The sequence below is a fragment of the Caulobacter sp. Root343 genome, assembly GCF_001425745.1.
Classification (GTDB): domain Bacteria; phylum Pseudomonadota; class Alphaproteobacteria; order Caulobacterales; family Caulobacteraceae; genus Caulobacter.
The window spans coordinates 511,142-529,512 of record NZ_LMDF01000001.1; the positions used below are offsets into that span (position 1 = coordinate 511,142).

General features: G+C 69.2%; 13 protein-coding genes. 5 read left to right on the forward strand and 8 right to left on the reverse strand.

Annotation, left to right across the window (positions count from 1 at the left end; translation table 11 throughout):
- The 7 genes from ASC70_RS02310 to ASC70_RS02340 form a co-directional block, all read right to left on the reverse strand.
- The gene (locus tag ASC70_RS02310; RefSeq protein ID WP_056046095.1) at positions 1-2,169 is read right to left on the reverse strand and encodes a TonB-dependent receptor; all 2,169 of its coding nucleotides are present in this window, start codon (positions 2,167-2,169) and stop codon (positions 1-3) included.
- Between the two features lie 125 nt (positions 2,170-2,294).
- Positions 2,295-3,299, reverse strand: a complete 1,005-nt coding sequence (locus ASC70_RS02315; protein WP_056046097.1) for an ABC transporter substrate-binding protein — start codon at positions 3,297-3,299, stop codon at positions 2,295-2,297.
- Positions 3,299-4,141 (reverse strand): class II aldolase/adducin family protein, encoded by an 843-nt coding sequence (locus ASC70_RS02320; protein ID WP_056046099.1) that lies wholly within the window; start codon positions 4,139-4,141, stop codon positions 3,299-3,301. Before ASC70_RS02320 ends, ASC70_RS02315 begins: the two co-directional genes overlap by 1 nt.
- A gap of 12 nt (positions 4,142-4,153) precedes the next feature.
- The gene (locus tag ASC70_RS02325) at positions 4,154-5,104 is read right to left on the reverse strand and encodes a D-isomer specific 2-hydroxyacid dehydrogenase family protein (RefSeq protein WP_056046101.1); all 951 of its coding nucleotides are present in this window, start codon (positions 5,102-5,104) and stop codon (positions 4,154-4,156) included.
- The gene (locus ASC70_RS02330) at positions 5,101-6,267 is read right to left on the reverse strand and encodes an acyl-CoA dehydrogenase family protein (RefSeq protein WP_056046103.1); all 1,167 of its coding nucleotides are present in this window, start codon (positions 6,265-6,267) and stop codon (positions 5,101-5,103) included. The genes ASC70_RS02325 and ASC70_RS02330 overlap by 4 nt, the downstream gene beginning before the upstream one ends.
- Positions 6,264-7,085, reverse strand: coding sequence for an ABC transporter ATP-binding protein (locus tag ASC70_RS02335; RefSeq protein WP_056046105.1), 822 nt, complete (start codon positions 7,083-7,085; stop codon positions 6,264-6,266). The genes ASC70_RS02330 and ASC70_RS02335 overlap by 4 nt, the downstream gene beginning before the upstream one ends.
- 2 nt (positions 7,086-7,087) lie before the next feature.
- On the reverse strand, positions 7,088-7,897 hold the full coding sequence (locus ASC70_RS02340; protein ID WP_056046108.1) for an ABC transporter permease: 810 nt from the start codon (positions 7,895-7,897) through the stop codon (positions 7,088-7,090).
- A 129-nt stretch (positions 7,898-8,026) separates the two neighbouring features.
- Between ASC70_RS02340 and ASC70_RS02345 the strand changes: the two genes are divergently transcribed.
- Positions 8,027-8,863, forward strand: coding sequence for a LysR substrate-binding domain-containing protein (locus ASC70_RS02345; RefSeq protein WP_056046110.1), 837 nt, complete (start codon positions 8,027-8,029; stop codon positions 8,861-8,863).
- Here the strand turns inward: ASC70_RS02345 and ASC70_RS02350 are convergent.
- Complete coding sequence (locus tag ASC70_RS02350; RefSeq protein ID WP_056046112.1) at positions 8,860-10,218, reverse strand: FAD/NAD(P)-binding protein; 1,359 nt, start codon at positions 10,216-10,218, stop codon at positions 8,860-8,862. The genes ASC70_RS02345 and ASC70_RS02350 overlap by 4 nt on opposite strands.
- A gap of 204 nt (positions 10,219-10,422) precedes the next feature.
- Between ASC70_RS02350 and ASC70_RS02355 the strand changes: the two genes are divergently transcribed.
- The 4 genes from ASC70_RS02355 to ASC70_RS02370 all read left to right on the forward strand — a co-directional run bounded on the left by ASC70_RS02355 (position 10,423) and on the right by ASC70_RS02370 (position 18,364).
- Positions 10,423-11,004: an RNA polymerase sigma factor gene (locus ASC70_RS02355; RefSeq protein WP_056046114.1), complete on the forward strand. Its 582-nt coding sequence runs from the start codon at positions 10,423-10,425 to the stop codon at positions 11,002-11,004.
- Complete coding sequence (locus ASC70_RS02360; protein ID WP_056046116.1) at positions 10,973-11,944, forward strand: FecR family protein; 972 nt, start codon at positions 10,973-10,975, stop codon at positions 11,942-11,944. Before ASC70_RS02355 ends, ASC70_RS02360 begins: the two co-directional genes overlap by 32 nt.
- Before the next feature lie 380 nt (positions 11,945-12,324).
- The gene (locus ASC70_RS02365; RefSeq protein WP_056046224.1) at positions 12,325-15,138 is read left to right on the forward strand and encodes a TonB-dependent receptor; all 2,814 of its coding nucleotides are present in this window, start codon (positions 12,325-12,327) and stop codon (positions 15,136-15,138) included.
- A 55-nt stretch (positions 15,139-15,193) separates the two neighbouring features.
- On the forward strand, positions 15,194-18,364 hold the full coding sequence (locus tag ASC70_RS02370) for an amidohydrolase family protein (protein WP_056046119.1): 3,171 nt from the start codon (positions 15,194-15,196) through the stop codon (positions 18,362-18,364).
- The last annotated feature ends 7 nt before the right edge of the window (positions 18,365-18,371 follow it).

Here is an 18,371-nt window from a genome sequence, read left to right on the forward strand (position 1 = left end):
TCACAGCGCGTATTTTAGGGTGACGAGGAAGGTCCGGGGATCGGGGTAGTTGCGGTAGAAGACCCCCGTGGCCGGCGTGTAGGTGGCGCTGACCGGCTTGTCGGACTTGAGCAGGTTGCGGCCCGACAGCTGCACGGCCCAGTGCGGGTCCGGAGCGGTCCAGGTGATGGAGCCGTTCAGGAAGCCCTGGCTTGGCGCCTCGTCCTGCGGGCGTTGCAGCGCGTTGAAGTAGGTCTTGCTCTGCCACTGGGCGTTCAGGCCGAGGCGGACGCTGCCGGGAATTTCAACGGGAACGTCGTAGGTCAGGCCGCCCGACAGGTTCCAGCGCGGCGAGTTCAGCAGGCGATGGCCGTCGGCGTTGACGCCCACGCCGCCGGCGTTGCGGTACTTGTCGTAGACGGCGAACAGGTAGCCGACCGAGGCCTGCAGCCCGAGCCGCTCGGTCGGGCGCACGTCACTCTCCAGCTCGACGCCATAGGTGTGGGCCTTGCCGGCGTTGCCGCGGATCGAATTGCCGGGATAGGCCGGGTCGCTGTAGCTGACCTGCAAGTCCTTGTAGTCGTTGTAGAACACCGCCAGGTTCAGCCGCGCGCGGCGGTCGAACAGCTCGGTCTTCAGTCCAGTCTCGTAGCTGTCGACGTTTTCCGGCGCGAACGGGCGGGTGGCCAGGTCCAGGCGGGTGGCGCGGTTGTCGAAGCCGCCCGACTTGAAGCCCTTCGACCAGGTCACGTACTGCAGGACGTCGTCGCTCCACTGGTACTGGGCCGAGACCTTGGGCGTGATCGCCGAGAAGGTCTTGTCGGCCTGGCCGGCGATCGACTGGCCGACGACCTGGCCGGCCAGGTTCAGCACCTTGTTGTCGAAGACGAAGTCCTTTTCCTCATTGGTCCAGCGCAGGCCGCCGGTCAGGGAGAGGCGGTCGGTCGCCTTCCAGGTCGCCTCGCCGAACACGGCATAGGCGTTGGTGTTGGTGATGTTATGGGCGCGAGCGAAGCCGTAGTTGGTCGGGGTGACCACCGGATCGGTCGGCAGGGTGTTGCGGCGGCTGTAGCCGTCGCGCTGCACGAAGAACCGCTCGTGCAGATAAAACAGGCCGCTGGTGAAGGTGACGTCGCCGAACTCGCCGTTCAGCTGCAGTTCCTGGGTGACGTACTGATCGTTGTAGTGGATCAGGTTCTTCTGGATCAGCGCCGCCTCGCCGTCATTGTCGTAGGCGACGGGATTGAGGTTGAAGCCGCCATAGGCGGTGATCGACTTCAGCTTCAGCTGGTCCGAGAGCTCATACTGGACGCGTAGTGAGCCGCTGATCTGGTCGAGGTCCTGGACCGGTTCGACCTCGGAATAGGAGCGGTCGTCGCGGAACGCGCCGCCGGGTTGGTTCACGGGCACGTAGCTGCGGGTGTCGCTGCGGTCGCGCAGGGCGTTGATCGTCAGCAGGGCGTCCAGGCGATCGGTCGGCGTCCAGCGCAGCTTGGCGCGGAAGGCGTCCAGGTCGATGCGGTTGACGTCGTGGTTCAGCGTCGGATCGAAGGTGACCCCGTCGCGCCTGTGATGGATGTACGAGAGGCTGCCCGACAGCTTGTCGGTCACCAGCGGCCCCTCGATCAGGGCGCGGACATCGACGGCGCCGTAATTTCCCAATCCCACTTCCGCCTTGGCGCGCAGGCTTTGGCCAGGATCGCGGGTGATGATCCGCAGGGCGCCGGCGCTGGAGTTGCGGCCATAGAGCGTGCCTTGCGGACCGCGCAGCACTTCGATCCGCTCCAGGTCGTTGAACTCGACCATCGAGCCGATCTGGCGGGGCGCGTAGACATCGTCGACATAGACGGCGACCACCGGTTCCTGGATCGGGTCGGCCTCGCCGACGCCGCGCAGGGCGTAGGTCTGGGTGGTGTGGCTGATCGTGACCCGGCTGATGCTGAGGTTGGGGATCTGGCCCGACAGGTCGCGGATGCTGTCGATCTTGCGGTCGGCCAAGACCTGCTGGCTGAACGCCGAAATGGCGATGGCGGTCTTCTGCAGGTCGGTGGCGCGGCGCTCGGCGGTGACCACCACCTGTTCGATAGCGGGGGCGTCCGCCTCGGGCGCCGGCTCGGCGGCCTGCGCCGCGCCGGCGATCGCCAGGGCGGAGCTGAAGAGCAACAGGTCGCGCGAATGAAGTCTAGGCATTCAATCTATCCCCTATTTATTAGGTAGGGATTTCGCATCCGCGCTATCTGTTCTCAACGAATATAAAATCCAGAAGTCGATAGTTTTACTGATATTTGCGTAGCTGAACGTCTATATTCGAGTGTCTAATTGATCTTCAGAAACGATGTCAGGCGGTCGTCCCAGAGGGATTTGACCTGAACCGCGCCGGGAATGACTTTGGCGGCCGCGAAGGTGTCGGCTACCGCCTGCTGCGAGGCGATGGCCGTGTCGCTGACCGGCTCGAGGAGGAAAGGCGAGCTGCGCTCGTGGAATTCCTGCTCGTAATAGGCCTGCTTGACGCCGGTGGCCTGGGTGCGGACCTTGGCCCAGCGGGTCCCGTCGGCATTGATCCAGTCGAAGACGCGCTTGTAGCGCTGGACATAGTCGCCGATCGCCTGGAGCCGTTGCGGATCGTCCAAGGCGTCCTTTGCCGCAGTGATCAGGTAGTTGCCCGAGAGGATCCCTTGGGCGGTGGTCAGCACCCGCGCCCCGGCCTCACGGGCCTGGTAGACGATGACGCCGTAGATGATCCAGGCGTCCAGCGCGCCGCTCTGGAAGGCGGCCAAGCCGTCCTGGGGGCTCAGCGCCACCGGCGTGATGTCGGTCCAGGCCAGGCCGGCCTTGTCCAGCAGTCGCAGCAGGATGTAGTGCGAGGTGGTGGCCTTCACATAGCCGACCCGCTTGCCCCTCAGTTGGGCGAAGTCCTGGACCGCGGAGCCCTTCGGGACCAGAACCACCTGGTTGTTCACGTCACCGCGTAGCACCCCGACGACGCGGAGCTGATTGCCCGGATGGCCGGCCACGAAGATCGGCGGGATCTCGCTCATGCCGCCGAAGTCCAGCGCCCGGGCGTTGATCGCCTCGGCGATCAGGTTGCCGCCGGCGAACTGGGTGCGCGCCAGCTTGTAGGGCGGAACCTGGATTCCCGCCTGGTCGAAGAAGCTCTCGGGATTGCCGCGATAGGTGGCGACCCGCAGCGTCAGGTTGGAGAGATCGTCGGGCTTGCCATCCACTTGGGGCGAGCACGCCGTCAGGCCGGCCATGGAGAGGCCGGCGATCGACAGGCCGCCGACCATCAGGTCGCGCCTAGAAAAGGAAAAGCCGGTCATCAGTCGAACAGGTCCGGCTCTTCTTCGGTGACGACGTCCCAGTACGGCTGGAAGGCCCAGAGACCGCCGGCCTCGCTGCCGACCTGGCCGGCGGTGTGCTTGGCCACCTCGGGCGGCATCGGCTTGGTCGGACCGGCCGCCTCGGCCAGCAGCTGGGTCTGGCAGGCGTTCTCCAGGGCCAGGTAGCGCCAGACGGCGGCCTCGACCGAGTGGCCGACGGTGAGGATGCCGTGGTTCTGCAGGATCACCGCCTTCTTGGGCCCTAGCGCCTTGGCGATCTTCTGGCCCTCGCTGGCGTCGAGCACGACGCCGGAGAATTCCTCGAACAGGGCGTGGTCCTCGTAGAAGGCGGCCGAGTCCTGGGTCAGCGGATCCAGCAGGCGACCCAGGGCCGACCAGGCCTTGCCGTACAGCGAGTGCGAATGGGCGGCGGCGACCACGTCGGGTCGCGCCTCGTGCAGCTGGGAATGGATAGCGAAGGCGGCGCGGTTCAGGCGCGGCGGGACCTTGGCCGGCGGCTCGACGATGCGGCCGTCATGGCTGACCAGCATCAGGTCCGAGACCTTGATGCGCGAGAAGTGGACGCCGAACGGATTGACCCAGAAATGGTCGGTCAGCTCCGGATCGCGGGCGGTGATGTGGCCGGCCCCGCCCATGTCGAAGCCATGGCGGCCGAACAGGCGATAGGACGCGGCCAGGCGCTGCTTGCGGTAGAGGCGTTCCAGCTCGATCGTCGGCTGGCGCGGGATCTCGCGGGTCCCGAACGCGGGAAGCACGGTCTCGATCTTGGCGGGATGCGGCGCGGCCGGAGCGAAACCCCGGGCCGAAGGATAGGCGGTCATGGCGGGTGTCCTTCAGTAGCCGCGCGACAGGTCGACGACGTCGGCCAGGGGCGCGCCGGACCGGAAGCGGGCGAGGTTCTCGGCGAACTGGGTCGCCAGGTTGATGCGGGTGTCGGGCGTGTGCACCGAGGTGTGCGGCGACAGGCGCACCTTGGGGTGGACGTAGAACGGATGGCCCTCAGGCAGGGGCTCGGGGAAGGTGACGTCCAGGCTGGCGCGGCCGACCCGGCCCTCGTCCAGCGCCGCCAGCAGGGCCTCGTCGTCGATCAGGGCCCCGCGGGCGATGTTGATCAGGTGCAGGCCGGGCTTGGCGTGCAGCAGCAGGTCGCGGTTGACGATCCGCTCGGTCTGCGGCGTCGCCGGCGCGGCCAGCACGACGTGGTCGCTGCGCTCGAACAGGGTCTTGAGATCGGCGACCCGTTCGACGCCCGCGACCGGGATCGGCGCGTCCGAGCGGCGGACGGCTAGGACGTTGATCCCCAAGGCCTGGGCGCGCGGCGCCAGGGCCTCGCCGATCGCGCCGAAGCCCACCAGGCCCAGGGTCGAGCCGGCGACCAGCTTCAGCTGTCGCGGGGCCCAGTGCGAGGCCTGGTCGATCCAGATGTCGGGCAGCCGCTTGGCCTCGACCAGGATCGCGGCCAGGGCGAACTCGGCCAGGGCGACGGCGGACGAGCCGCGCGCCGAGGTGACGACCGGGCCCTCGAACAGCCAGTCCGGATAGAAGTCGATGCCGACCGACACCAGCTGCACCCAGCGCACGTCGAACGGCCAGCCGGGCGGCGGCTGCCCGGGCAGAATGCCGCCCGCCTTGCGGAACGGCGCGGCGACCAGGACCCTGGCCTTGGGCGGCAGGGGCGCGGCAAGGCCGGGCGGCACGGCGACGATATCGGCATCGGCGACGTGCTGGGCGAAGACGCTGTTGAACACGTCGGGCAACTGGCTGGCGACGACGATACGGCTCATCGTCCGGCTCCGGCGAAGGCGGCGCGGCCGGCGCTGGTCAGCACCACATCGGCCTGGGGCGTGTGGACCCGGCCGCACAGGACGTCACGGTGGTGGCGCTCCAGCGGATTGGCGCGGGTCAGGCCGGGATTGCCGGTCAACTTCAACGCCTTCTCGACGGCGGTGATGGCGTTTTCGGTGACCAGGTGCTTGACCAGGCTGGCCTCGACGCCGTCGACCTGGCCGCGCGCGGCGGTGTCCAGCAGGACGCGGTTGGACAGCAGCAGGCCGTCGATCTCGCCCATGGCTTCCTGGAAGCGGGGCAGAGTGGATAGCGCCGCGCCCAGGTTGGCCGGCTTGCGGTTGGCCAGGAACTCGACCAGCCAGTCGCGGGCCGCACGGGCGACGGCGTCGTAGATGGCCGAGGTCAGCACTGACGACCAAGCCGCGAAGCTCGCCGGGTAGGGCGGCGGGGCGCCGACCGGTTGCGGGTCCAGGGCGTGATCTAACGGAACGAGGACGTCCTCGAACACCACGTCGTGGCTGGCGCTGGCCCGCAGGCCCAGGTGGTCCCAGGTTTCCTCGATCGTGATCCCCGGCGTGTCGGCGCGGACCAGCCAGCCGCCGACCAGCGGTTCGGCGTCGTCGCTGCGGGCCCAGACCACGAACCAAGTCAGGTTGGTCGAGCCGGTCGAGTAGATCTTGCGACCGCTGATCCGCCAGCCCTCGGGTGTGCGGCGGGCGATGGTGGCCGGCAGGCCGCCTCGGGCCGGCGTGCCGAGGTCGGGCTCGACCCGCAGGGCGTTGATCAAGGCGCCATGCTCGATCGCCTCGCCGATCACCCGCTGCTTCAGGTGCTCGGGCCAGCCGGAGCGGCCCTCGACCGAGGCGTGGAACAGGTACTGCATGACCAGGACGAGCGCCGTCGCCGGCTCGCCGCGCGCCACCGCCGAGATCACCTTCAGCGCCGTCGGCAGGTCGGCCTCCAGACCACCGAGACGGGCCGGCGCGGTCAGGGCCAGCAGGCCAGCCTCGTGCAGCTGGCGGAAGTTGTCGGCCGGGAAGCTGGCCTCGCGGTCGTGCTGACCGGCGGTGGCGGCGAAGGCCTTCGTCAAGCGCGGCAGGATCGCGTCGAGGTCGGGCAAGTGGGCTTGAGCCTCGAAGCGACGGAGCGGCGCGTTCACAGCACGACCTCGCCTGTCGGGAAGGCGACCAGATGGCCTTCGCCATGGACCGGCCCGCACTCGACGCCGAGTTGGCTCAGCAACCGCCGACGGATGGCCTGGAAGCGGGCGTCCGGCGCGCGGGGCCGGTCGAGGGTGATGCGCTCCTCGGCGGCGATGCGGCCCTTGTCCAGCACCAGCACGCGATCGGCCAGGGCGATGGCTTCGTCGACGTCGTGGGTGACCAGCAGCACGGCCGGGCTGTGCTCGCGCCACAGCGACAGGACCAGGTCGTGCATTTTCAGGCGGGTCAGGGCGTCGAGGGCCGCGAAGGGCTCATCCAGCAACAGTAGGCCCGGTTCGCGGACCAGGGCGCGAGCCAGGGCGGTGCGCTGGGCCTCGCCGCCGGAGAGCGTGCCGGGCCACGCGTCGAGGCGATGGCCAAGGCCCACCTCCTTGAGCGCCGCCTCGGCGCGGGCCCGGACACTGCCCCCCCTTGGACCGCCAGAAAGACCAAGCGCGACGTTGCGCCAGACGGTCTTCCACGGCAGCAAGCGCGCGTCCTGAAACACGACCGCGCGGGCGTCGGGCGTCTTCACGTCCTGATCGTCGGGGGAATCGAGGCCGGCCAGGGTGCGCAGCAGGGTGGTCTTGCCCGAACCGCTGGCGCCCAGCAGGGCGACGAACTCGCCGGGGGCGATCGAGAGGTCCAGGCCGTCGATGACGGTGTTGTCGCCGAAGCGGCGGACGAACTTCGAGAGGCGTACGGCCGGCTCGGGGGTCTTGGGCGCCGAACGCGCGATTTCGGGGCGGTGGAGGCGGGGCTGCGGGGCGGCCATGATCATTGCTCCACGAGGCTGGGGCGCCACGCCAGCGCCTTGCGCTCCAGCGTGCGGACGAGGGCGTCGGCGCCGAGGCCGAGCAGGGCGTAGACGACGAGGCAGACGACGATGATGTCGGTGCGCATGAAGTCGCGGGCGTTGTTGACCAGGTAGCCGAGACCGGCCTGGGCGTTGATCTGCTCGGAGATCACCAGCACCAGCACCGAGACGCCCAGGGCGTAGCGCAGGCCGACGAAGAACGAGGGCAGGGCGCCGGGCAGGATCACCTCGCGCACCAGGCTCCAGCCCGTGAGGCCGAAGCTGCGGGCGGCCTCGACCAGGCGGACGTCGACGCCCCGGATGCCGGCGAACAGGTTCAGATACAGCGGGAAGGTGGCCGAGACGGCGATCAGGGCGATCTTCGGCGTCTCGCCGATGCCGAACCAGACGATGAACAGCGGCGTCAGCGCCAGGACCGGGATCGTCCGCTTGATCTGCATCAGCGGGTCGATCAGCGTCTCGCCCCAGCGCGACAGGCCCGAGAGCAGGCCGAAGGTCAGGGCCACGACGAGGGCGATGCCGAGGCCGGCGCCGGCCCTGGCCAGCGAGACCAGCAGGTTGGTCGGCAGCTCGCCCGAGGCGGTCAGGGTCCAGAAGGTCTCCAGGACCGTCGAGGGCGCGGCCAGCACGCGGGCCGGGATCACCCCGACCCGCGCGCCCAGCTCCCACAGCGCCAGCAGCGCCAGGGGCGACAGCCAGCGGGCGCGGGCCAGGTCGGGCCAGCGCCACGGCCTAGCTTCAGAAATTCTGTAGGTCGTCGCCAGAGACACTGCGGTCCTCTCTCGTCGGAAACCGTTGCGACGCAAGCGCCGTGGGTCCAGAAAGAAGGACGTTGAATTCCTACTTGATCAATAGACTTATACTCACGGGTCTTATTAGCAAATCTCAAGAGGGTCCCGATGGTGACCAACCTGCCGACCGAACTGCTGCGGAGTTTCGTGGCGATCGTCGACTCCGGTTCGATGCTGCGGGCGACCGAGCGGGTGTTCGTCACCCAGTCGGCGCTGAGCCTGCAGATGAAGCGGCTGGAGGAGACGGTGCTGACGCCGCTGTTCCACCGCGAAGGACGGCGGCTGGTGCTGACGCCGGCCGGCCAGACCCTGCTGCCGAGAGCGCGGGAGATCCTGGCGCTGAACGACCGCGCCGTCGTGGCCCTGACCGGCGACGCCCTGGCCGGGCCGGCGCGGGTGGGGCTTGTGCAGGACTTCGCCGAGACCCTGTTGTCCGGCGTCCTGGCGCGGTTCGCCCAGCTCAATCCCGACACCCAGCTGCAAGTGCGGGTGGCCGGGTCGCCGGAACTGCTGGGCTTGCTTGAGGCCGATCGGCTGGACGTCGTGCTCTGCATGGGCGCGGCGGACGATCCGCGGGCAGCCCGGGTGGTTCCGATGGTTTGGCACGGCGAGTCGGTGCTGGCCGAGAACGACGTCCTGCCGATCGCCATCCTGGAATCGCCGTGCCGCTTCCGCGACGCGACGCTGGCGGCGCTGGAGCGCGACGGGCGGCCGTACCGGGTGGCGCTGGAGACACCCAGCCTGTCGGCCCTGCGCGCGGCGGTGCAGGCGGGCCTGGCGGTGACCTGCCGCACCGCGCTGTTCCTGCCCGAGCGCGCGCCGCTGGCCAGCAACCGCCTGCCGCCGCTGCCCGAGGTGGCCTATGTCCAGAGGCTGAACGACACGCCCCACGCCGCGATCGCCAAGCTGGGCCAGCTGATCCACGCCGCCGCGCTGGATCTCTAGGGGCGGAGGGCGGCCAGAACCGTGTCGGCCACGGCGACGGTCTGGCCGCGGATGTCGGGAACGGCGGTGATCTCCCACGAAGCACCGCGCGTGGCGGGGCCGACCGCCAGCAGAGTGGGCGAGGCCTGGCCGGAGACGTCGCGGACACGGCCGCTTTCGTCGACGTCGAAGCCCAGGCGCAACGGATCAGGACGCGCCAGGCCGCGCTTGACCAGCTCCTGGATCAGCGGATCGGTCGAGGCCAGGACGTCGCCCGTGGGGCCGGTGCAGTTGATCACCGAAGCCGCGCGAAACACATAGCCGCCTTGCTCGCCCCGCCCGCGCCACCGACACAGGGCGAAGCCATCGGGCTCGAGAGTCAGCGTTCGGATCTTGCCGGCGGCCAGGGTCAGCTGACCGGTGGCGCGCATGGCCGCGATCCGGCGGGCCACCTGCGGCGCCAGGCGGTGGCGATGGATTTCCCAGAAGGGCCGGGCGTGGCGCAGGAAGGCCTGCTTCTGGGCCGCCGACCAGCCGCGCCACAGCGCCTGGGTCATCGGGCGGGTGGCGTCGATGGCCGTGCGCCAGCCGTGCTCGGCGGCCGCCCGCCGCAGCCAGGCGAAGGCCTGCAAGGGCGAGAGATCGTTGGCGGGCGGGGCGGGCAGGATCAGCGGCGGCGCGCCGTCATGCTCCAGCGGGGCCAAGCCGCGCCGCGACAGCGCCAGCATGGGCCGGCCGTGCTGGGCGTCGTTCAGTGACAGGGCCACGTCGACCATGGTCAGGCCCGTGCCGATCAGCATCACCGGTCCCGGCGGCAGGTCCGCGGCGTTCCATCGCCACGGATCGGCGACATAGGCGTGCGAGGCGGCGAAGGCCGCGCCGATCCCCGGTGGCAGGGCCGGTGGCGGATTGCCCAGGGCCAGGACGACCGCGTGGGCGGTGACCGCCCGGCCCATAGCGCATTGCAGCCGCCAGCCGTCGCCGCCCGGCTCGATGCCGACGACGGCGTCCGGGGTCACCACGAGGCGGCCGGCGCCTTCCGGGCCCTCGGCGATCTCGGCCACCAGGCTTTGCAAGTAGCGGCCATAGTCGGCGCGGGTGGCGAAGTCTGCCGGGCCCAGGGCGAAGTTGCGGCCGCGCAGCCAGGCCACGAAATGCCCCGGCTCGTCCGGCCAGGCGCTCATATTGCCCGCCCGGACGTTCAGCCGATGGCCCGGATTGTGGGTCGCATAGGCGGCGCCGAGGCCAACCGGCGTGCGCCGCTCGAACAGGATGACCTTCGCGTCCGGTGACCGGCGCAGGATGTTCAGCGCGGTCATGACGCCGCTGAACCCCGCGCCGACTACGGCGATGACAGGTGCTGGCGGGTGCGGCATCCGGAAACTCTATGAAACTGATAGGATTTTGTCGGCGATCCTCGGCCAACTTGCAAGCCGGCTCGCGCCCGAGGCGCCAATACGCTGTTCTGCTTCGTCCGGCGGCGCCGACGGCCAATCGCGCGCGGAGGCGCGGGCCGGATGTTGCGGTTTCGTGGGTTGGCCCGAACGCTTCCCCCTGTCCGGATTGTCGTCGAGGGGCCGTTGAAACAGAGCCGCGCCGAGATCGTCGCCTTCGTCGGCGGCCAGATCCTTCCTCACGAAGCGGATGTGCGCGCCTGGCTGCGCCGGTCGGGCAGCGCGCCCGCCGACGTCGACGACGTGGTCCAGGAGACCTATTGCCGCCTGGCCGCCCTGGACAGCATCGCCCATATCGCCAGCGGCCGGGCCTACTTCTTCCGGACGGCGCGCAACATCGCCATCGAGAAAATTCGCCGCTCGCGCATTGTTCGCATCGACTGCGTCACGGAAATCGACGCGCTGAACGTCGTAGATGAAGAGCCCTCTCCGGAACGCGTGGTCGCGGGCCGTCGCGAACTGGGACGGGTACAGCGGCTGATAGAAGGACTTCCCGAACGGTGTCGGCAGATCTTCACGCTTCGCCGGATCCACGGCCTGTCGCAGCGGGAGACCGCTCTGCGACTGGGCGTGACCGAAAACGTGGTGGAAATGCAGTCGGCGCGGGGCTTGCGTTTAATCCTGCGGGCCTTATCGGAAGCGGAAGCACAGGATCATCCGGCAGTCGGCAAGGCTCATGAGCTCCATCCGGTCCGCAAGCGAGATTGACGAGGAGGCGGCCGACTGGGCCGCCCGCGTCGACGCGCGTGGCCTGGACGTCGAGCATGATCCCGAACTGCGGGCCTGGCTGAAGGGCGATGTTCGACGGGCGGGGGCTCTGCTGCGCGCCCAGGCGGCGATCAGTTTCCTGGATCGCGGCCGGGCCCTCGCCAGCGTTGCGCCCTCTGTTGAGACCGTGGCCGCCCAACGTCCCAGCCGTCGGGCGCTAATCGCCGGAGCCGGTGGGATGGCCGCGTCGCTGGTCGGCGGGATCGGCCTCTGGGCCGCGCGCCCGCAACGGCTGGACACCCGTCTGGGCGAGATCCGGCGCGTACCGCTCGCCGACGGCTCGTTGGTCGCGATCAACACCAAGACCGCGCTGGAAGTGGCCATGCGGCCCAAGGCGCGCCGGATCCTTCTGAAGGCCGGCGAGGCCTGGTTCCAGGTCGCCAAGGATCCTGAGCGTCCGTTCGTCGTGGCGGCAGGGCCCGTCCGTGTCCGGGCCGTGGGCACGGCCTTCTCCGTGCGACGCGGCGACGAGGCCGGCGACGGCGTCGACATCATGGTCACGGAGGGCGTGGTCGAGACCTGGGTCGAGGGCGATCCGGCGCCTCGGCGACGGCTGTCGGCGGGCAGCCGCATCATCCTGGCCAGCGCCGTCTCGCCCACGGTGGCGGAGTCGCCGTCCGAGATCGAGCGCAGCCTGGCCTGGCGCAACGGCGAGATCGCGCTGGACGGCGAAAGCCTGGAACAGGCGGCGCGGCTGTTCAACCGCTACAACAGCCGCCAGATCGTGATCGAAGATCCGGTGCTGGCGCGCGAGCGCTTCGTCGGCCTGTTCCAGACCAACGAGCCCGAAAGTTTCGCAGGCGCCGTCGCCGCGACGCTCGGCGCCGTGGTTCGGGACGAGGACTCGGTCATCCGGATCAGTCGCGCTCATATTTCCTGAGCGTACATTTCCGATATGCTTATGACCGGACAGAATATCGCTCATTGTCGATGGCGATATGAGTAAGTCTGTTCCTTTTCACATGTATTCTGACTCAGAATAGGCCCGCCTGATTGGCCTATTGTCCTCCGAGATTAATCGCGGGGGTGTTCATGAAATTTGAAAGAGACGAATGCGCGGCGGCCAAGACTTTCGCGTGGCTGGCTGGCGGCGTCGACTCGCATCCGAAACGGGCGCCCAAGTCCACAGCTGGCGCGAAAGCGGGCGTGTTGAGCCGTGATCGGACCAATCGCGCGGACGCCCCCCGGAAATCCGCGTCCGATCCCTCGTCCTGTCAGGAGGCCGCGAGTGGCGGACCTCGGAACGATGGGGGATTGTCGATGCGTGACTGGACGAACCGCTCCGCCCGACGGCGGCTGCTTTGCGCGGCCTCGGCCGTCTGGGCGCTGAGCGCGGGCGCCGCCCTGGCCCAGGCCATGCCGTTCAGGATCGACGCCCAGCCGGCGGCGGCGGGCATCCGCCAGTTCGCCCGCCAGGCCGGCGTGCAGATCTTGGTTCAGTCGGACGCCGCTGACGGCAAGCGCACGGGATCGGTGAAGGGGGCTCTGCCGGTCGATCGCGCCCTGGAGCAGCTGCTGTCCGGCACGGGACTGACGGTGATCTCCAATGACGGCAAGACGATCATCCTGGCGCCCCCGCGCACGGGCCTGATCCGCACGGGCTGGTCGAACGCCGCCGGCGGGGCCTTGGCCTCGGCGCCCGAGCCGGCCCCGCCGCCCGAGCCCGAGGCGCCCAGCATCATCGAGGAGGTGATCGTCACCGGCACCCGCTCGACGTCGCGCACGGTCACCGAGAGCATGGCCCCGATCGACGTCATCTCGTCGGCGGAGCTGAGCAAGAGCGGCAAGCAGTCGACCCGCGACCTGATCTCGACCCTGGTGCCGTCGGCCAACACCTCCAACAGCGGCGCGGGCGCCAGCTTCGCGATCAAGACCGTGTCGCTGCGCGGCCTGTCGGCCGACCAGACCCTGGTGCTGGTCAACGGCAAGCGCCGGCACAACACCGCCATCCTGTTCGTCAACGGCACCACCCAGAACGGCCAGTCGCCGCCGGACCTGGACCTCATTCCATCGGCCTCGATCGAGCGGATCGAGGTGCTGCGCGACGGCGCCTCGGCCCAGTACGGCTCGGACGCCCTGGCTGGGGTGATCAACGTCATCCTGAAGAAGAGCCCCGAAGGCGGCTCGCTGACCGCGCTCTACGGCAAGACCGGCGAGGGCGACGGCGAGACCGGCCAGTTCTCCGGCAATATCGGGATGAAGCTGGGAGAGGCCGGCTATCTGAACCTGACCGCCGACGTCCGGATCACCGACCCGACCGACCGCGGCGACAAGACGCCGAACACCACCGTGATGTACTTCCCGCTGAACGCCTCGGGCCAGCCGGTGCGGGTGGGGACGGCCGGCGCGACGCCAGACCCGCGCGAGGCCACCGCCAATCGCCACACCAGCCACCCGGGCTCGCCGCAGGTGCAGCTGTTCTCGCTGGGCTATAGCGCCGGCTCGCCGCTCAGCGACAATGTCGACCTCTATTCGTTCGGCACCTTCTCCAGCCGCAACACCGCCGCCTGGCTGACCTTCCGCAATCCCAACGCCGCCAACAACATCACGGCGGTCAATCCCGATGGCTACACGCCGCGCCTGTTCCTGAAGGACCGCGACTTCCAGGTGGCGTTCGGCGCCAAGGGCATGGGGCTGCTGGGCTTCGACTGGGACCTGTCGACGACCTTCAGCCGCGACGACGTCGACTATTACGAGAATTCGCTGAACGCCTCGCTGGGCCCGGCCAGCCCGACCTATTTCTACATCGGCACGCTGAAGTTCCAGGAGTGGACCAGCAACCTGGACCTGACGCGCGAAGTCGACACCGGCCTGTTCGCCGATCCGATGTTCGTGGCCCTGGGCGCGGAGTATCGCGACGACAAGTTCGAGATCGTCGCCGGCGAGCCGGCCTCGTACATCAACGGCGGCTATGTCGCTCCGACCGGCAGCCCGCAGGCCGGCGTGGTGTTCGCGGGCGGCTCGCAGGGCGTGACGGGCTTCCCGCCGTTCTCGGCCGGCTCGTTCTCGCGCGACAACATCTCGGCCTATCTGAACGTCGAGCAGAAGGTGACCGAGAAGCTGGAGTTCGCCCTGGCCGGCCGCTTCGAGCACTATTCGGACTTCGGCGACGCCAAGACCTTCAAGCTGTCGGGCCGCTACGCGATCCTGCCGCACCTGGCGATCCGGGGGACGGCCAGCACCGGCTTCCGGGCGCCGTCGCTGCAGCAGCAGCACTACGCCTCGTCCAGCACCATCGGCGTGATCGTGCCGCCCGCGACCACGACCCAGCTCTATCCGGTGCAGCTGCTGCCGCCGGACAACCCGGCCGCCGTCGCCCTGGGCGCCAAGCCGTTGCGGCCCGAGAAGTCGACCAACTATTCGGTCGGCATCGTGGCCCAGCCGCTGCCACGGATGAACGTCACCCTCGATGTCTACCAGATCAAGATCGACAACCGCATCCTGCAGAGCGGCACGCTGGGCCCGAACGTCGCCGTCAGCACCGCCCTGGCCAGCCAGGGCCTGAACCCGCAGCAGGCGGCCTTCTACTACGGCAACTTCGCCGACACCAAGACGCGCGGCATCGACTTCGTGGTCGACTACCGCACCGACTTCGGCGACTTCGGCGCGGTGCGCTGGACCTTCTCGGCCAACCACACCAAGAACGAGTTCACCCGCGTCGTGCAGCCGCCGGCGGCCCTGGCGGCGGCCGGGATCGTCTATATCGACCGCGTGAAGATCGGCGACCTGACCGTCGGCACGCCCAAGGACAAGTTCATCCTGGGCGCCGACTGGACCCTCGGCAAGTTCGACACCAACCTGCGCCTGACTCGCTATGGCGAGGTCATCCAGCGCACGTCCCTGGCGGCCAACGACGAGACCGTCAGCCCCAAGCTGATCGTCGACCTCGACCTCAGCTACGCGGCGAGCGACAACATCACGCTCAGCGTCGGCGCCAACAACCTGCTGGACGCCTATCCCGACAGCGTTCGGGCCGCCAATCGCGGCACGCCCGCCTTCGCCTACTACAATCAGTACTCCCCGTACGGGATCAGCGGCGGCTTCTACTACGCCCGCGTCGCCGCCCGGTTCTAGGCTTGGTTCCGCCGGTCCGGGCCAGCGCCCGGACCGGCCCTCACGCGAGTTCACGATGACTAAGAGTTCTTCGCGCGGCGTCAGCCGTCGCCGCCTTTTCTCGATCGGCGGCGGGGCGATCGCTGCCTCCGGCGTCGCGGCTCTGACGCCGACCGGCGCGAAGGCGGCCGACCAGCCGCTGGCCGCCGATACGCGCATGGTCACGGCGACCGAGGGCACCAACATCTGCGCCGTGGTCTCGCCGGACGGCAAGACCGTGGCCTTCGACGTCTACGCCATGCTGTGGCTGGTCCCGATCGAGGGCGGCCCGGCCAGGCGGCTGACCGACGAGATCTACGAGATCGCCCAGCCCGACTGGTCGCCGGACGGCAAGACACTGGCCTTCCAGTCCTATCGCGACGGCAATTTCCACGTCTGGACCATCGGCGCCGACGGAACGGGTTTGAAGCCGCTGACCAAGGGCGCGTTCGACTGCCGCGAGCCGCGCTGGTCCCCCGACGGCAAGACGATCGCCTTCTCGTCCGATCGGGGCGGGCGCTACGGCGTCCACCTGCTGGACGTGGCCAGCGGCGTGATCACCGCCTTCAGTTCCGGGCCCGGCGACGAGTTCGAGCCCTCCTGGGCGCCGGACGGCAAGAGCATCGCCTTCACGGTCGACAAGGTCCGAATCGACGTCCAGAGCCTGGACGGCGCGCGGCGGACGGTGGCCAAGGTCAAGGCCTCGGCCGACCGCTTCAACGCCGCCTCGGTCGCCAGCCCGGCCTTCACGCCGGACGGCCAGGACGTGGTCTTCACCGCCATCGAGAACGGCAAGGCCGAGCTGCGCAACGCCGCCGGAGTCGTTGTCCAGGGCGAGGACGTATTCCCGTTCCGCGCCGCGTGGCTGCCGTCCGGCGAGTTCGTCTACACGGCCGACGGGCAGATCAAGCGCCGCGCGGCCGGTGGCGCGACGGCCAAGGCCATCGCCTTCACCGCCACGGTTCCGGTGCTGACGCCGCGCTACATCAAGAAGAGCCGCGACTTCCTGTCGGCCAAGACCCGGCCGGTGGTCGGCATCGGCAGTCCGGCCCTGTCGCCCGACGGTCGCCAGGTGGCGTTCCGGGCGCTGAACGACCTGTACCTGCTCGACATCGGCGGCGGCCCGGCCAAGGCCCTGATCAACGACACGTTCAGCAAGGTGGATCCGGCCTGGTCGCCCGACGGCAAGACCCTGGCCTATTCGTCCGACAAGGGCGGCTCCCTGGACCTCTGGCTGTGTGACATGGCCACGGGCGCGAGCAAGCAGCTGACCCATTTCGATGGGGCGGCCGTGTCGGGCGCCTGGTCGCGCGACGGCAAGTCGATCGCCTTCCTCAGCCAGAACGGTGGCCTGTTCGTCGCCGACGTTTCGACCGGCGAAACCCGTCGCCTCTATGGCGACCTCTGGGAGCCGGGCAAGCCGACCTGGGGTCCGGGCGACAAGACCGTCGCCTACGCCGCCTTCAAGCCGTACTCGGCCCGCTTCCGCGAGGGGCTCAGCGAGATCCTGACCGTAGACGTGGCGAGCGGGAAGGGGATCTACGCCCCGATCCTGCCCGATCGCTCGCTGGGCACGCGCGGCGACGACGGCCCCGTCTGGTCGCCGGACGGGAAGGCGCTGGCCTATGTCTTCGCCAGCCGCCTGCACGTCTCGCCGGTGGATGAGGCCGGCAAGCTGCTCGGCCCGCCCAAGCCGCTCAATGACGAGGTCACCGACGCGGTCAGCTGGAGCGGGGATGGCAAGAGCCTGATCTATCTGTCCGCCGGCCAGCTGAAGCTGATCGCGGCGACGGGCGGCGCGCCCAAGCTCGTGCCGCACGGCCTGACCTGGGCCAATGTCCGGCCCAAGGGGCGGATGGTGGTCCGCGCCGCGCGGCTGTGGGACGGCAAGTCGCCGACCCTGCGCGAGAACGTCGACGTCCTGATCTCCGACGGCCGCATCGCCGGCGTCGCCCCGCGCGGCGAGGTGGCGCCCGACGTGACGGTGATCGACGCGCCGACCGGTACGGTGATGCCCGGCCTGATCGACATGCACACCCACCGCCAGATGCAGGGCTACGGCTACGGCGATCGGGAAGGGCGGCTGTGGCTGTCGCTCGGCGTCACCACCACCCGCTCGCCCGGCGGTCCAGCCTATCACACGGTCGAGGACCAGGAGGCGATCGAGTCCGGCAAGCGGATCGGCCCGCGCTACTACGCCACCGGCGAAGCGATCGACGGCTCGCGGATCTTCTACAACTTCATGCGACCGGTCACCGAGCCCGGCCAGATGGCGCTGGAACTGAAGCGGGTCGAGGCGCTGTCCTACGACCTGATCAAGACCTATGTCCGCCTGTCGGGCGAGCGCCAGAAGGAGGTCATCGCCTGGGCCCACGCCAAGGGCCTGCCGCTGACCTCGCACTACCACTATCCCGCCCTAGGCCTGGGCATGGACGGCATGGAGCACCTGGGCGCGACAAGCCGCACCGGCTATTCGCGGACGGTCAGCGCACTGGGCAACATCTACCAGGACGTCAACGTCGCCTTCGTGGCCAGCAAGGCGGCGCGCACGCCGACCCTGTTCACCTCGACGGCCCTGCTGGGCGACGACCGCTCGCTGGTCGACGATCCACGCATCAAGGCGCTTTACCCGCCGTGGGAATATGCGCGGCTGCTGGAGCGGGCCAAGCAGATGGCCAGCATGGATCGCACGCCGATCCTGGCCTCGCTGGCCCGCAATGTCGCCGAGGTGGCGCGCACCGTCCGCGCGGGTGGCCGCATCGTCACCGGCACCGACTCACCGATCGACTTCAACGCCGTCAGCCTGCACATGAACCTGCGGGCCATGGTCCGCTACGGCATGACGCCGTTCGAGGCCCTGGTCACCGCCACCAGCGCCTCGGGCGAGTATCTGGACGAGCCGCTGGGAGCCATCACGACGGGAAGTTACGCCGACCTCGTCCTGATCGACGGCGATCCGCTGGCCCGGATCGAGGACGCGGCCAAGGTCGCCAAGGTGATCAAGCACGGCGAGGTCTATTCGGTCGCCGACCTGGTCAGCCCGTTCGCGGAGCACAGCCAGCACGCCGCCCTCGATCGCGGCCGGCGCTTCGTCTGCGAGGCCTCGGCCGAATACTGGTGGCACGAACCTGACTTCCTGGCCCAGGCCCGCGCCTCGTGCTGCGACGGGGCTTGCGGTTTCACGCCGACCTTCAGCCTGCAAGTCTAGGGGACGA

What these genes read in the sequence shown, in the direction of transcription:
- ASC70_RS02310 (WP_056046095.1), bottom strand. Translation starts at nt 2,169, where the DNA reads ATGCCTAGACTTCATTCGCGCGACCTGTTGCTCTTCAGCTCCGCCCTG.
- ASC70_RS02315 (WP_056046097.1), bottom strand. Translation starts at nt 3,299, where the DNA reads ATGACCGGCTTTTCCTTTTCTAGGCGCGACCTGATGGTCGGCGGCCTG.
- ASC70_RS02320 (WP_056046099.1), bottom strand. Translation starts at nt 4,141, where the DNA reads ATGACCGCCTATCCTTCGGCCCGGGGTTTCGCTCCGGCCGCGCCGCAT.
- ASC70_RS02325 (WP_056046101.1), bottom strand. Translation starts at nt 5,104, where the DNA reads ATGAGCCGTATCGTCGTCGCCAGCCAGTTGCCCGACGTGTTCAACAGC.
- ASC70_RS02335 (WP_056046105.1), bottom strand. Translation starts at nt 7,085, where the DNA reads ATGGCCGCCCCGCAGCCCCGCCTCCACCGCCCCGAAATCGCGCGTTCG.
- ASC70_RS02345 (WP_056046110.1), top strand. Translation starts at nt 8,027, where the DNA reads ATGGTGACCAACCTGCCGACCGAACTGCTGCGGAGTTTCGTGGCGATC.
- ASC70_RS02350 (WP_056046112.1), bottom strand. Translation starts at nt 10,218, where the DNA reads ATGCCGCACCCGCCAGCACCTGTCATCGCCGTAGTCGGCGCGGGGTTC.
- ASC70_RS02360 (WP_056046116.1), top strand. Translation starts at nt 10,973, where the DNA reads ATGAGCTCCATCCGGTCCGCAAGCGAGATTGACGAGGAGGCGGCCGAC.
- ASC70_RS02365 (WP_056046224.1), top strand. Translation starts at nt 12,325, where the DNA reads ATGCGTGACTGGACGAACCGCTCCGCCCGACGGCGGCTGCTTTGCGCG.
- ASC70_RS02370 (WP_056046119.1), top strand. Translation starts at nt 15,194, where the DNA reads ATGACTAAGAGTTCTTCGCGCGGCGTCAGCCGTCGCCGCCTTTTCTCG.